The sequence below is a fragment of the Metabacillus malikii genome (assembly GCF_030813355.1).
GTDB classification, from domain to species: Bacteria; Bacillota; Bacilli; order Bacillales; family Bacillaceae; genus Metabacillus; species Metabacillus malikii.
The window spans coordinates 14422-29375 of the sequence record NZ_JAUSUD010000016.1 but is presented as its reverse complement, the minus strand read 5'-3'; the positions used below and the strand labels follow the sequence as shown (position 1 = coordinate 29375).

General features: G+C 34.5%; 11 protein-coding genes and 1 riboswitch. Of the genes, 7 read left to right on the top strand and 4 right to left on the bottom strand.

Going from position 1 to position 14954, the window contains the following annotated elements; all coding sequences use genetic code 11:
- The first annotated feature begins 74 nt into the window (after positions 1-74).
- Positions 75-1028: an aromatic acid exporter family protein gene (locus J2S19_RS14895; RefSeq protein ID WP_307343847.1), complete on the top strand. Its 954-nt coding sequence runs from the start codon at positions 75-77 to the stop codon at positions 1026-1028.
- Positions 1029-1275: 247 nt separating this feature from the next.
- Here J2S19_RS14895 and prli42 read toward each other — a convergent pair whose 3' ends face one another.
- A complete protein-coding gene (gene prli42 / locus J2S19_RS14890; RefSeq protein ID WP_307343621.1) occupies positions 1276-1368 on the bottom strand; it encodes a stressosome-associated protein Prli42 in 93 nt (30 codons plus the stop codon).
- Between the two features lie 449 nt (positions 1369-1817).
- On the opposite strand from prli42, the gene J2S19_RS14885 reads away from it, so the two are divergent.
- The 3 genes from J2S19_RS14885 to J2S19_RS14875 all read left to right on the top strand — a co-directional run bounded on the left by J2S19_RS14885 (position 1818) and on the right by J2S19_RS14875 (position 5567).
- Positions 1818-2936 (top strand): tripeptidase T, encoded by a 1119-nt coding sequence (locus tag J2S19_RS14885; protein ID WP_307343618.1) that lies wholly within the window; start codon positions 1818-1820, stop codon positions 2934-2936.
- A 186-nt stretch (positions 2937-3122) separates the two neighbouring features.
- Positions 3123-4079: a CAP domain-containing protein gene (locus tag J2S19_RS14880; protein WP_307343615.1), complete on the top strand. Its 957-nt coding sequence runs from the start codon at positions 3123-3125 to the stop codon at positions 4077-4079.
- Between the two features lie 324 nt (positions 4080-4403).
- On the top strand, positions 4404-5567 hold the full coding sequence (locus J2S19_RS14875; protein WP_307343612.1) for an FtsW/RodA/SpoVE family cell cycle protein: 1164 nt from the start codon (positions 4404-4406) through the stop codon (positions 5565-5567).
- Between the two features lie 119 nt (positions 5568-5686).
- Here the strand turns inward: J2S19_RS14875 and J2S19_RS14870 are convergent, their stop codons facing one another.
- Positions 5687-7369: a DMT family transporter gene (locus tag J2S19_RS14870; protein ID WP_307343609.1), complete on the bottom strand. Its 1683-nt coding sequence runs from the start codon at positions 7367-7369 to the stop codon at positions 5687-5689.
- Between the two features lie 140 nt (positions 7370-7509).
- Entirely contained in the window at positions 7510-8802 is a 1293-nt protein-coding gene (locus J2S19_RS14865; RefSeq protein WP_307343606.1) for an NCS2 family permease, read from the bottom strand.
- A gap of 211 nt (positions 8803-9013) precedes the next feature.
- Positions 9014-9114: riboswitch (purine riboswitch) on the bottom strand.
- 295 nt (positions 9115-9409) lie between these two features.
- Here J2S19_RS14865 and J2S19_RS14860 point away from each other — a divergent pair.
- The 3 genes from J2S19_RS14860 to gnd all read left to right on the top strand — a co-directional run bounded on the left by J2S19_RS14860 (position 9410) and on the right by gnd (position 12758).
- Positions 9410-9877 carry a chemotaxis protein CheW gene (locus J2S19_RS14860; protein WP_307343603.1) on the top strand — a complete coding sequence of 156 codons (468 nt, stop codon included), beginning with the start codon at positions 9410-9412 and terminating at the stop codon, positions 9875-9877.
- Positions 9878-9941: 64 nt separating this feature from the next.
- Positions 9942-11177 carry a DNA polymerase IV gene (locus J2S19_RS14855; protein ID WP_307343600.1) on the top strand — a complete coding sequence of 412 codons (1236 nt, stop codon included), beginning with the start codon at positions 9942-9944 and terminating at the stop codon, positions 11175-11177.
- A gap of 168 nt (positions 11178-11345) precedes the next feature.
- Entirely contained in the window at positions 11346-12758 is a 1413-nt protein-coding gene (gene gnd / locus J2S19_RS14850; RefSeq protein ID WP_307343598.1) for an NADP-dependent phosphogluconate dehydrogenase, read from the top strand.
- A 668-nt stretch (positions 12759-13426) separates the two neighbouring features.
- Here the strand turns inward: gnd and zwf are convergent.
- On the bottom strand, positions 13427-14905 hold the full coding sequence (zwf, locus tag J2S19_RS14845) for a glucose-6-phosphate dehydrogenase (RefSeq protein WP_307343594.1): 1479 nt from the start codon (positions 14903-14905) through the stop codon (positions 13427-13429).
- Between the last annotated feature and the right edge of the window lie 49 nt (positions 14906-14954).

The window sequence follows — 14954 nt, the reverse complement described above, 5'->3', positions numbered from 1 at the left end:
TATTAATGCTTTCTAGATTAAAGATTAAAGATAAAAAAGAGGAAGAGAAGGTGCTTGATATAAAAAAGAGAAGCATGTTTAAGATTGGCTATCGAACGATTAAAACTGCTCTTGGAACGACATTAGCGGTTATGCTAGCCCAATTTTTGCAATTAGATAATTATGTTTCTGCTGGTATCATTACAATATTATGTATCAAAGTAACGAAGAAAAAATCGTTGCAAAGTTCGTGGGAGCGGTTATTAGCTTGCTCAATTGCGATTATATTTTCCTTTTGTTTCTTTGAAGGAATCATGTATCATCCGTTAATTATTGGTCTAATGTTACTCGTCTTTATTCCTACTACTGTCCTCGTGCGGGCATCTGAAGGTATTGTCACAAGTACTGTGATAATCTTTCATTTGTATAACTCAGGTAAAATAACATGGAGTATTATCGCAAATGAATTTACCCTGATTATCATCGGGATAGGTATTGCATTAATTATGAATTTATATATGCCGAGCATGGAAAAAAAGCTGAAGGACTATCAATTAGCAATTGAAACGAATTTTGCGAAAATTTTCAAGGAAATCGAAATTTATTTAGTTGAAGACAATTATAAATGGGATGGGAGCGAAATTATTAAAACAGCAAAATTATTAAATGAAGCTAAAACAATGGCTTTTAGGGATGTAGAAAATCACTTCTTACGTCATGAAGATACTTATTATCACTATTTTAAGATGAGGGAAAAACAATTCGAGATTATTGAGAGAATCATCCCCTTAGTGACATCAATTCATGCAGCAGTTGAACAGAGCAGGATGGTTGCAGATTTGATTCATGATATAAGAATTCATATCCATCCAGGTAATACGGCACAAGTATACTTGAATAAATTAGAAGTGATGAGACAAGCATTTGAAGAGATGGAACTACCTAAAACAAGAGAAGAGTTTGAGGTAAGAGCAGCTTTATTAGTTTTTATAAAGGAAATGGAAAGGTATTTACTTATCAAGAGCCAATTTAAAGGGATGAATACTTAGGAAATCTGTTAATGTTGCTCAACTGAGAATCTATTTTGCATAGGTAATAAAGACAACATTATATAATCGGATGTGGGTCATGACAAACGATTAGTCAATTGAGTCATGACCTGAGTGGTACATATAAGCTTGAAGACCATGTGATTTGTGTCGTCGATGACCTTTTAAGCTTTTGTCAAGGAAGGCACATCACTATCAAACGTGCAAATACTTTGTTGTGAAATAAAGATAAAAGCAAGGAAGTTTCTTAAAACCAGATGGATACTCCCGCTAACAAAGTTGATACTAACATAATGCCGATCATTATATAAACAACGAATTTTTGTGTTTTTCGAGACATAATACTTCACTCCTTGTCCTATCATTTTAACGTGAAACAAGCTTAAGGACAATAGTAAGTATAGTTATTTAACAGTAATTTATAATTGCTTCAGGTTAATTATTTTCATTCAGAAAGGATTCATACATATACATTATTGAGGATTTTATAATTGATTACAACAAACTAAGAAGGAAGGTACTCGATTGTACAAAAAATTGTGTTATCATAATTAGAAGGTATGTTGATATAATACTTAAAAATGACATTTGTATTTAAGTAAGTCTTATTGTTTGTTATGGGTGCTTGAACAATTTTGTGGAGCTGTATAATGACAAAACACGTAATTATTAACGTACTGAAATAATTATTGCAGTGGAAAAAGTGATAAGCTGTCATGCCCGCAATGAATAAGTGGCATACGCTATTATATGAGCACATTAAAAATTAATTAGGAGGCCATTTTACATATGATTAATGAACAACGATTATTAGAAGAATTTATTGAACTTGTTAAAATTGACTCGGAAACAAAACATGAACAAGAAATTGCGAGAGTTTTAAAAGCTAAATTTACAGATCTGGGATTGAATGTTGTAGAAGATGATACTTCTGCAAAAACAGGACACGGTGCTGGGAATTTAATTTGTACATTAGAGGCAACTAAAGACGGAGTAGATACGATTTATTTCACCTCACATATGGATACTGTCGTACCTGGTAACGGAATCAAACCAACTGTAAAAGATGGGTATGTGATTACAGATGGTACAACTATTCTTGGTGCAGATGATAAAGCCGGATTGGCAGCAATGTTCGAAGCAATTAGAACGATTAAAGAAAGGGATATTAAACATGGGAAAGTTGAATTTGTGATAACAGTAGGTGAAGAGTCAGGATTAGTTGGCGCCAAAGCACTAGATCCTGCTCTTATGTCAGCAAAATTTGGCTATGCTCTTGATAGTGATGGAAAGGTTGGTACGATAATTGTTGCAGCTCCAACACAAGCAAAAGTAAAGGCGACAATTTATGGTAAAACTGCCCATGCGGGAGTTGCACCAGAGAAAGGCGTTTCAGCAATTACAATTGCTTCAAAAGCAATATCTAAAATGCCACTTGGCAGAATAGACCATGAAACAACTGCTAATATTGGTCGCTTTGAAGGTGGAACTCAAACAAATATAGTTTGTGATCTCGTTCATATCTTAGCTGAAGCTCGTTCATTAGTACCTGAAAAAATGGAAGAGCAAGTTCGTAAAATGAGACAGGCTTTTGAAGATGCTGCTGAAGAAATGGGAGGTCGTGCTGTTATTGATGTCGAAGTCATGTACCCAGGATTTAAATTTGCAGATGGTGACCATGTAGTAGAAATTGCTAAGACTGCTGCTGCTAAAATAGGCCGTAAGAGTGAACTTTTAACAAGTGGCGGCGGAAGTGATGCTAATGTCATTGCTGGAAACGGCATTCCTACAGTTAATTTGGCAGTTGGTTATGAAGATATTCATACAACAAATGAAAAAATGCCGATTGAGGAATTAGGTAAGACAGCAGAACTTGTTGTAGCAATTATTGAGGAAGTTTCTAAATAAAAGACTAGGAAGAGCGGAAAATGATTTCTGCTCTTTTTTTGTTCACATTATTTTTTAAAAGCTACTCTACTGACAGTGAGTAACCAGTAATATTTCCCTCCTAATTTGATGTTTATTTCCAACTATAGTTTTAACAATTTGCAAGATGCTAATAGTGTGTGGAAATATAAAAAGGAGGAGTTTACAATGATATTGAAAAAAACATCAATGTTTATTACTGGTGCACTTGTTGCTGGACTTGTAGCCTGTAATAACAATGAGGCAATGGATGATACAAACAGAAACCAAATTGGGCCAGTTAACGTAGCAAATGAAAACCAACAAACTGGTGATCAAAGCTATGGGCCATATTCAAGAAATGCTCATAATAGGAACAACGGTATACCGAATGAAACTGAAACAGCTCATCGTGACCCTGAAAATGACAGATCAGATGATAACGATTTTGATTTAGTCCCTGATTTCCGTGAGAATGATAATATGGACATTTCAAGTTCTAAGACAAATATTTCCAGTAAAAACTACCCACACACGAAAGCTATAGTTGTAAGAGAGGCCAAGTATTCTTTTGAAAGAGTAAATACGAATAACTCAAAACAACAAGTAAATCAAACAAATACCCAACAACAGCCTGCTAAGCAACAAGTTGACAATAATAGACCTAAAGTGAGTCAAACGCCAACTAATAATAACCAAACACCAGCTAACAATAATCAAACAGCAGCTAAAAATAACCAAACTAATACAACAACAAATACGCAAGGACTCAGTCAAGAAGTTCAACAAGTAATTGACTTAACTAATGCTGAAAGAAGAAGAAATGGTCTCCCTGATTTAAAGGCTGATGTCCAATTAAGTGGAGTTGCTCAAAAGAAGTCTGAAGATATGAGACAAAACCATTATTTTTCACATACAAGCCCAACTTATGGCTCTCCTTTTGATATGATGCGTGACTTCGGAGTAACATATAAGACAGCAGGTGAAAACATCGCACAAGGGCAACAAACAGCTTCAAAAGTAGTTCAATCTTGGATGAACAGTGAAGGTCATCGGAAAAACATAATGAGTAAAGACTTTACACATATTGGTGTAGGATACGACGCAAGTGGGCACCATTGGACACAAATGTTTATCGGAAAGTAACATCCACCTCTACAAGAAAGAGGCAGGTACTGAACCTGCTTCTTTTTATTCGTACAGATAAAATCAACCATAATATTTGTATTCGTATGAAGTTTTTACAAAACTTATTCAGTAACTACATTAATGCGTATTGAGACTCTAAGTTACGATTATTTGATACAATAAAGAATATGAAACATTATTTGCTTTTTTACGTCTAACTTAATGATGTTGAATATGTTAATGCTACAATGGTTAAGAAATAATTAAGAAAAAAGTAAATGTTTTTTTTCTTTAGACGTGTTAATCTTGATTTATTAGAATTTATAGAGAACGGTGATTTGTTTGTCAACAAAAAAAGGTAATTATTTTGATGCTTCTTTAGTGTTTTTTTTATTTTTATTAATGATTTGCAGCTGCGTATCAATTTTTAGTGCACAAAAGTATGCACAATATGATGAAAATTTTTTTATGAAGCAAATTATTTGGTTTATACTTGGGATAATTATAGCTTCAGTCATTTTTCTGTTCGATTTTGAGCAAATAAATAAAGTTACACCATATTTTTATGGTTTAGGTATACTGCTGTTAATTGCAATTTTAGTTGTACCTGAGAGTATCGCACCTGAAATCAATGGTGCAAAGTCATGGTTTAGAGTTCCGGGCATTGGTTCAATTCAACCCTCTGAATATATGAAAATCTTTGTCATTATGATGCTCGCTAACGTAACGTATAAGCATTATGAAATTGGAAATGCAGATGCCATTAAACGTGATTTTATTTTATTACTGAAAATTGCTGCAGTTTCTTTACCGCCAGTCTTGTTAATCTTGAAACAAAATGATTTTGGTTCAGCGTTAGTTATAGTGGTCATCACATTAGCGATTACTTTTTTATCGGGCATTAACTGGAGGATAATGCTTGTTATATTCTTTTTAATCATATCAACAGTTACTGGTTTAGTATTAACATTTATATATAATCCAGACTTTTTGTTGAATATATTTGGTACTTATCAACTTAACCGTATTTATTCATGGCTTAATCCATTTGAACATGCTGAAGGAATTGGCTATCAATTAAAGCAATCTTTATTAGCAATTGGTTCAGGTATGATAGATGGAAAAGGTCTACAACAAAGTAACGTATATACACCTGAGGCTCACTCTGATTTTATATTTACAATCGTTGCTGAAGAATTTGGATTTATTGGGGCTTCAATCGTTATTTCATTATACTTTTTAATTATTTATCGTATGTTAGGAATTGCAATGTATGTACGAAATAACTTATTTGAATTTTATATTTGTATTGGAATGGTTGCGCTTTTCACGTTCCACACCTTTCAAAACATCGGCATGGTATCAGGATTAATCCCAATTACCGGCATACCGCTCTTGTTAATGAGTTATGGTGGAAGTTCAGTTATGGCAAGTATGCTGGGCTTAGGGCTAGTATTAAACGTTTCATTGAAAAAGAGAGATTACATGTTCTCGAATGATGAGTAATTTGAATACGAGTAATAATGAAAAGGGTGACCCATTTGAGGTCACCCTTTTCTTAAGTCTGTTAGCTCACATTTACTCTTTACGTTTATATAAATATTTACGCCAGTAAAATTCTATTATTATTGAAGACCATTAATTGTCATTTCTTTTACAGGTAGAAATTCTTCACCTGTATCTAAATAAGTAACGATGACGTTATCACCTTCTTGCAAATAAATTGCAAATGGGTAAACTTCTGAAGAAATGATGTAGCTTTGTTTGTTATCTAATAGAAATGATACAACTGTATAATCGCCAGACTTCTCTTTAAATAGCCTTACTACTTTTCCGGTAGTCTGTTTTTCTTCTGCTTTAGAAGTGCCATCTACTTTACTGCCGCCCTTTTGTAAAGCAACTTTATATCCTTTTAATGCTTCATTCGGTGTATTCCCATATGCTGAAATTTCTGGGTTCGCTGCGGAAACGATAAAGTAATTCTGTAAAAAACCATTTGAGTCCAATACAGGGGTAAGCCAACTTGCTTCACCGTAAAAATTATATAGTACAGGCATTTCTCCCTGCCATTTCTTTTCAATAAATTTCTTCTCGATAATTTGTAGAGCTCCTTGAGAATCCATATACGACTCTTCTAAATTACCTGTATAATAAGTTGCTTTACCTGTTCTTGAGTTTGTTAACGAATAACCTAGCATTGAATCAACGCCTTCTTTAGGGCTAGTAAAGTCTGTGAAATAGTACATGTCACCATGTTCATCGAATATTGGACTCACATTAGCCTCAGTACCTTCATCAGAAGGAAGTTTAACATCTGACTTCCCAAAAACACTGTTCCAAAAACCGTGTATATATTTACCATAGTAACTGTTTTGCAGACTAACAGCTTCTGGAGATACTGCTCCATCTATAAACTCAGGGACTTCAGATAATAAGTAATCCTTCGTTTCACCGGTTTTGGGATCTACCATAACTATACCTTCTGCTATAAATCCGTTTCGTGCAGATACGAAGTTTCCATACGTGCTTATATAGTATGGTTTTCCATCATCGTCTATTTCTAATTGTACATCTCCATAAAATATACGTTTAGGGTAAGTCATTCTGATATGACGTTCAATGTTTTTATTAAAATAGGAGGATGGAGTGTAAATCATATCAGCTTTAATGAATTTCGGGTTAGCCGATGAATCTGTTGCGCTTAACGTAAAATAGCCAGGAGTACTATCTGCATTCCACCACTTGAAAAAACCAGAAAACTCAACAGGTGCGATGTAAGTATAATGACCATCAACCTTTTGGATTTGCAATGAACCCAGTTCATAATAGCTTGTGTTCGGCACTTGACCAAAGGCCTTCTTCATCTTATTACGAGCAAATTGTGGAGGAACACTTGCTGGTGTTTTTGTCTCATCAAAAGCTTCAATCTCGACTTTCTCTTCAACTTTCACCTGTTCATATTTATCATCTGCATTAAAAATAGGTGCTGTAATCATATAAATACCGATGCAAAGACTTGCAACAAAGAGTATACCTTTAATCATTCTTTCGTAGCCTTTTGCAATCAGTGCTCCTAAAGCAGAGATGATAATCGCAAAAATCCAAACTGATGTAAAGTTCTGGTCTATATTTGTAAAGTAATAGAAAATAAAGCTAATAATAACAGTGAGGAGAAGTACAGCCATGAAAGACTGAACAACCGGGAAAGGTTTACTTTCCTTTTCAGCATTATGTTGTTTCGTAATTGGTACGAGTAGCAATGCTGTGATTAATCCAATTATGCCTGAAAATAATAATATATTAAACATAAGTTTCGTCCCTTCAATTAAATTTTGATAATAAGTAATACGAAATAAACTTCATAAAGTTTCATTTACTAGTTAATGTACATTATTAGTAGTTAATAAGTAAAAAACAGGATGAAGAAACATCTTCATCCTGTTCAACGCTATACAAATATAAAATATAATATAAATAATATACTCAATACATAAATAATTGGATGAACTTCTTGCATACGTTTCTGTGCAATCATTGCAAAAGGGTAGAGGATAAAACCAAGTGCAATTCCAGTAGCTACACTAGAAGTTAATGGCATCATAATAATTGTGACAAATGAGGGAATTACAACCTCTAACTTACTCCAATTAATTTTACTTATCTCCATTGCCATTAATGCACCAACAATAATGAGAGCGGGGGAAGTAACCTCTGGTGTAATGACGGATAATATTGGTGAAAAGAACAACGAAATCGTAAAACATATAGAAATAATCACAGCAGTAAAACCGGTGCGTCCCCCAACTGCAATTCCTGCCGTCGATTCGACAAAAGAAGCAGTTGTTGATGTTCCGAAGATGGCACCTGCAACACCTGAGGTAGAATCTGCTAAAAGTGCCCGACCTGCATTTGGTATTTTATTGTCCTTTAATAAGCCAGCTTGACTCGCAACAGCAATGAGAGCACCAGCTGTATCGAAAAAGGCAACAAACAAAAACGTAAAAATTACTGTAAGTACTTGTGGTGTGAAAATTTCTCCTAAATGTGTAAATACAACTCCAAATGTTGGCTCTAAACTAGGAACCTTCCCAACAATAGACGTCGGGAGTTCAATAAATCCAACTAACATCCCAAAAATTGTTGTTAAAACCATACCGAAAAAGATTCCACCGTTTATTCCGCGAACTAACATCATTAATGTAATAATAAATCCAATTACAGCTAGTCCTGGCCCAGGGCTTGTTAAATCTCCAATTGCAACAAATGTGTCTGGGTTATTAACGATGATTCCAGCATTTTTCAATCCAACAAATGCAATGAAGAATCCAATTCCAGACGCAATTGCATGTTTAAGATCTTGTGGAATGACATTGATAATTTTTTCCCGTATTTTCAATAAGCTTAAAATCATAAAAATAATTCCCGCTACAAAGACTCCAGTTAAGGCTATTTCCCATTCAATCCCCATTCCGATACAAACAGAGAATGTAAAAAATGAATTTAACCCCATACTAGGTGCTATTCCGATTGGATAGTTTGCTAACAACCCGATTAGTAAGGAACCAACAATTGCGGATAAAGCTGTTGCTGTAAAGAGTGCTCCTTTATCCATGCCAGCTTGACTTAATATGATTGGGTTGACTACGAGTATATATGCCATTGATAAAAATGTTGTTATCCCAGCTAATGTTTCCTTTTTATATGTTGTTCCTCGTTCATCAAATTGAAAAAAGTTTCTCACTTGACTTTTCCTCCTCATTTAGGGACAGTTGTAGGCAGAACGATTTACCTAAATATGTATATGTACGCCTATTTCCTTCAGATATGAAAGGGAAAGCCTATCTGTACGTGTTATACGTACATAATAAATACATATATTACTGTCTATACAAATAAAAACTTTGGCAGTAGCTACCAAAGTTTTTATCTATAAAAAGAGTTGTGATGAGATTAGCACAAATCACAATCCTTGTAGACAAGCTATTTATGGTAGCTGGTAGAAACGTTCAAGCCCTATTCTTGAACTTATACAAGAGATATTATATTAAGATAATAGACGAATCTTAACAATTTCTTGTTTCTACGTCAATACATTTGCGAATTGTTTATATATTCACTTTTTTTATCTTATTTCAGAACTTTTTATTCTTTTAAATAGATAAAGGATGGCATGTATTACTTTGAGCAAAAGTTTAAGATTTCTTTATTAATATACCCATTACTGATTTATGAATGTCCACTTTTTTCATATGAGCTATGGTGGCTAGATTCACTTCACATCCTACTAAAATAATAGTATGATAGTCATAGGTAAGCTATACAGTAAATCTTCCGAGAGGAGTTATTATATGGATATTGCAAAAATTGTTGTCTTTCAAGCAGGGAATGAGGAATACGGTGTACCAATCGAAAATGTGATTTCAATTGAGAAGTTAGATGATATAAACGTTATTCCTAACATGCCGTATTATATGAAAGGTGTAGTAAAAGTTAGGGGTGAATTAATTCCGGCACTAGATACGAACTATATATTATACCAGAAAAATACGAATGTTAGTGATGATATTAAGCTAATCGTAATCCAATCTAGCGAATTGTCAGTTGCTCTAATTGTCCAAGAGGCGAAAGAAATTCTAGATATTCAAGAAGAACAATTAAAATCAATTGCAGTTGGAGCGTTCCAAGCAACGAAATATTTTGTTGCAGTTGCAAGTTTAGAGGAGCGACTCATTACGATTATTGATCCGAATCAATTTGTTTCTAGTCTCGAAGGTATCGCACTTGTAAAAGATGAAATCATTAATCACCAATCATAGGATTGGTGATTTTTTTAGCATTCTCCTTTATAGTAGTAAACAAATAGTATGTGTGGTGTTTTTAATGGATAAATCACAATCTCGTAGAATTATTCTACATGTCGATATGAATAGTTTTTATGCATCTGTTGAGATGGCTTTTGATCCTAATTTGCGAAATAAACCGCTCGCAGTCGCAGGCAATGTAGAGGAAAGAAAAGGAATAATTATAACGTGCAGTTATGAGGCGAGGGCCAAAGGTGTAAAGACAACAATGCCTTTATGGCAAGCAAAAAAATTGTGCCCTGATTTAATTGTGAAAAAGCCAAATTTTGATAGGTATCGAAAAGCTTCAACCGCGATGTTTGATATACTTAGAGAATTTACAGACCTTGTCGAACCAGTATCTATTGATGAAGGGTATATGGATATTACAGGAATTATTAATCATAACCCTTTGGAAATTCCGATTACTATACAGAAAAGATTACTAGACGAGTTATTACTTCCTTGCAGTATAGGTGTAGCCCCTAATAAGTTTTTGGCAAAGATGGCATCGAATATGAAGAAACCACTAGGTATTACAATATTGAGGAAAAGAGAGCTACAAGATACACTTTGGCCATTACCTGTCGCAAACATGCATGGTATTGGTGAAAAGACCGCTGAAAAGCTGAGTTCAATTGGAATAAAAACTATCTATGATTTAGCACATAGTGATATTGTACAACTAAAAGGACTACTAGGTATAAATGGAGAACGATTAAAGCAACGCGCAAATGGTATTGATAACAGGGAAGTTAATCCTGATTCCATTTACGACTTTAAAAGTATTGGTAATTCAACAACACTCCCTAAGGATACGACAAATCAATTAGTCATTTATGAAGTCCTTAAAAAGCTCTCTCATTCAGTATTCGTTAGAATGAAGAGAAAAGATGTTCTTGCTTCTAAAATATTTATAAGTATTCGTTATGGGAATTTAAAAACCATTACTAGAAGTAAAAAGTTAGCGAACCCTACTCAAAGTGAAGATGAAATTTATCGTCAAGCTAAGCAGCTATTTGATACTCATTGGGATGAGGAACCAATCCGCCTTTTAGGTGTTACTGCACAGGACTTAGTTGAAAAGAAGGAAGCAATGAAACAACTAGATATCTTTTCATATGAAGATGATGCTAAACAAGAACCATTACTCTCAGTTATAGATAAAATTAAACATAAATATGGAGATAAAGTGATACAAAAGGGAATTAAAGGAAAACTAGAGGGGGATCAATCTCCGGGTACAAGCTTCAATAAAGATTTTTTGAGAGAGTAAGCGATTACATGAGTTATGTTACTTGAAATGTAGGCGAAACTTGTGGTATTTTCTATTATAGTCATAATAAATAATTCGAATTATGTGTCAATTCCGTAGGTATTGTCAAATGGGTTCGACTAGCGTCGGAACCAAACATATTTTAAGGACTAGAAGGGACGTAAGTAAATGTCAAAACAACAAATTGGTGTTATTGGTTTGGCTGTAATGGGTAAAAATTTAGCATTAAATATTGAAAGTCGCGGATTTTCAGTATCAGTTTTCAACCGTTCAGCTCAAAAAACAGAAGAATTTTTAAATGAAGCAGAGGGTAAAAATGTTGTTGGTACATACAGCATTGAAGAATTTGTACAATCTTTAGAAACTCCACGTAAAATTTTATTAATGGTTAAAGCGGGAGTTCCAACAGATGCTACAATCGAATCATTATTACCGCATCTTGATAAAGGTGATATTTTAATCGACGGTGGTAACACACTTTATACAGATACACAACGTCGTAACAAAGATTTAGCTGAAAGTGGTATCCATTTCATCGGTACAGGAGTATCTGGTGGAGAAGAGGGCGCACTAAAAGGTCCTTCAATTATGCCTGGTGGACAAAAAGAAGCATTTGACCTTGTTCAACCAATTCTAGAAGCAATTTCTGCTAAAGTGGGTGGAGACCCATGTTGTACATATATCGGTCCAGATGGTGCAGGTCACTATGTGAAAATGGTTCATAATGGAATTGAATATGGTGATATGCAACTAATTTCTGAAGCTTATTTCTTATTAAAGAATGTACTAGGTTTAACTGCGGACGAGCTTCATGAAGTATTTGCTGAATGGAATAAAGGTGAACTTGATAGTTACCTAATCGAAATTACAGCTGATATCTTCACGAAAAAAGATGATGAAACAGGTAAACCATTAGTAGATGTAATCCTTGATACAGCAGGACAAAAAGGTACAGGGAAATGGACAAGTAAAAGTGCGCTTGACCTAGGTGTCCCACTACCAATCATTACTGAATCTGTATTTGCACGTTTCATTTCTGCAATGAAGGAAGAACGCCAAAAAGCTAGCAAAATTCTTTCAGGTCCTGCTGCTAAACCATTTGCAGGTAATAAAGAAGAGCTTATCGAAGCTGTTCGTAAAGCATTGTATATGAGTAAAATCTGTTCATATGCACAAGGCTTTGCTCAAATGAGAGCTGCATCTGAAGAATACAATTGGGATTTAAAATATGGTGATATCGCTATGATTTTCCGTGGCGGTTGTATCATCCGTGCTGCATTCCTACAAAAAATTAAAGATGCATATGATAAAGACCCACAATTAGAGAATTTATTATTAGATTCTTACTTTAAAGAAATTGTTGAAAGCTACCAAGGGGCTCTTCGTCAAATTCTAACTGTTGCAATCGAAAACGGTGTTCCAGTACCATGTTTCTCTTCTGCATTATCTTACTATGATAGCTATCGAACTGAAACATTACCGGCAAACCTTTTACAAGCACAACGTGACTACTTCGGTGCTCACACTTACCAACGTGTTGATAAAGAAGGTATCTTCCATACAGAATGGATGCAAAAATAATAAGTAAACTAAAGCAAGGACCTTATAAATAGTAAAGGTCCTTGCTTTTTTATGTACCTTAAAGTAAGTCAGTTTGTTATGGTGAATACAGTGTTATTGATTAATAATACTACTAGCGGTGTCAGACTAATTGGGAGCCTATTTAAGAATCTTTATTATGCTGGAGTAAAAAAATACTAGCGTTTCATTTTTTATCAAGTCATATTGTCTTATTAGCATCATATGTTGGTTTTGTATCTAAATTGATAGAGGAGAGTTATCAAGGAGTTATGACTTGCTCCGGGAAGCTCATCTAATAAAAAGAGGGCTATTATATGGATAATAGCCCTAATAGGAGATACTTTGGGTTGCACCTTACAATAGTATTGTATGTGGTGGTGAATCGTATGGTATGAGGCATATAGACGAGCTCATTCGCACATTTTTACGGATATTTCAGTTAATCATATCCTTAAGTATATAAAAAGTATAAGCAACAGGATTGAAGCCTGTGAGCAATTAATTGAGCAAAGTAAGAATGTAACTTGAATTTATCAGCTCCACTCAACCTTTATATAGTAAGTGGAGAAGCCTTAATTTTTTAAATAAAGTGCATTATTTGGAAAAAATGTATAAATAAAAGGCGTAGAGAGCATTCTCTAGCCTTTTATTTATACATAAGATTTTTATTATTTAACAGGCCACCATTGATTGCCGTCCTCTGCAAGCATATCATCTGCTTCTTTTGGTCCCATTGAGCCAGAAGCGTAGGAAGCGATAGCTGCTTTTCCTTTTGACCATGCTTCTGATATTGGGTCAACGAAGCTCCATGATAACGCTACTTCATCCCAATGAGTGAAGTTTGTAGCATCGCCACGCATGCAATCATATAGCAGTTTTTCATATGCTTCAGGCGTGTTAATTCCGTCATGGAAGTCATTAGATAAATCTAATTGAACCGGGTTAGAATCACCCGCATCCCCATCTTTTTTCGCATTCAATTGTAATGTAATGCCTTCATCCGGTTGGATATTGATGACCAATAAGTTTGGTGGTAATGTTTCACCTTTTTTATAATATAAGTTCATCGGAATATCTTTAAATTGAACAACAATCTTAGTAGATTTAGCCGCTAAGCGTTTTCCAGTTCTAATATAAAACGGAACGCCAGCCCATCTAAAGTTATCGATTAGTAGCTTCCCTGCAACATATGTCTCTGTTTGAGACTCAGGATCAACATTGTTTTCTTCACGATAACCGACTAATTGCTTACCATCGAGTTCACCATTTGCATATTGCCCACGGACGAAATAATTTGAAACTTCATCCTCTTTAACTGGGCGAAGAGCACGTAATACTTTTACCTTTTCACTTCTAATTTCATCTGTTGTTAACTTGATTGGTGGTTCCATTGCAAGTAACGCCACCATTTGTAGCATATGGTTTTGTACCATATCACGTAGTGCACCAGAGTTTTCATAGTAGCGGCCACGGTCTTCTACACCTAGTACTTCACTTGATGTAACCTGAATATTTGATATGTAACGATTATTCCATAATGGTTCAAATAACGCGTTAGCAAAGCGAATAACTTCAATATTTTGTACCATCTCTTTACCAAGGTAATGGTCAATACGATATATTTGCTCCTCATTAAATGCTTCACGAATTTCCTGATTTAATTTTCTTGCTGATGGAAGGTCATGGCCAAATGGCTTTTCAATGACAAGTCTACTCCAACCATTTGTTTCGGTTAAACCTTGTTTTTTTAAATTTTGTGCAATTGTTCCAAAAAATTCAGGAGCCATTGCTAAATAGAAAATTCGATTTCCTTCCGTTTGATAAGTTCCATCTAAATTTCCTAATAAATCATTTAACTCTAAATATGAAGAGGGATTCGTCACATCAAAAGGATGATAATAGAAATGTGATGTGAATTCTTCAAGATTTTTTGATTCTTTCGTAGAAGATTGAATAGAATCAGTAACGTTGTTGCGGAATTCATCATTTGTCCAAGGTCTTCTTCCGACACCGACTACTGCAAATTCACTGCCGATTTTTTCATTTTGAACTAAACGATAGATAGATGGAAATAGCTTGCGTTTTGCTAAATCTCCAGTTGCTCCAAAAATTACAATAACTGATTTAGGATGTTGTTGTGTATTCACGTTCGTACCTCACTTTATTAAATACAATTTATTTATTCACAGCGGAAAA

Coding starts and splice junctions, on each gene's coding strand:
- prli42 (WP_307343621.1), bottom strand. CDS start 1,368: ATGTCTCGAAAAACACAAAAATTCGTTGTTTATATAATGATCGGCATT.
- J2S19_RS14855 (WP_307343600.1), top strand. CDS start 9,942: ATGGATAAATCACAATCTCGTAGAATTATTCTACATGTCGATATGAAT.
- J2S19_RS14860 (WP_307343603.1), top strand. CDS start 9,410: ATGGATATTGCAAAAATTGTTGTCTTTCAAGCAGGGAATGAGGAATAC.
- gnd (WP_307343598.1), top strand. CDS start 11,346: ATGTCAAAACAACAAATTGGTGTTATTGGTTTGGCTGTAATGGGTAAA.
- J2S19_RS14870 (WP_307343609.1), bottom strand. CDS start 7,369: ATGTTTAATATATTATTATTTTCAGGCATAATTGGATTAATCACAGCA.
- J2S19_RS14880 (WP_307343615.1), top strand. CDS start 3,123: ATGATATTGAAAAAAACATCAATGTTTATTACTGGTGCACTTGTTGCT.
- J2S19_RS14885 (WP_307343618.1), top strand. CDS start 1,818: ATGATTAATGAACAACGATTATTAGAAGAATTTATTGAACTTGTTAAA.
- J2S19_RS14895 (WP_307343847.1), top strand. CDS start 75: ATGTTTAAGATTGGCTATCGAACGATTAAAACTGCTCTTGGAACGACA.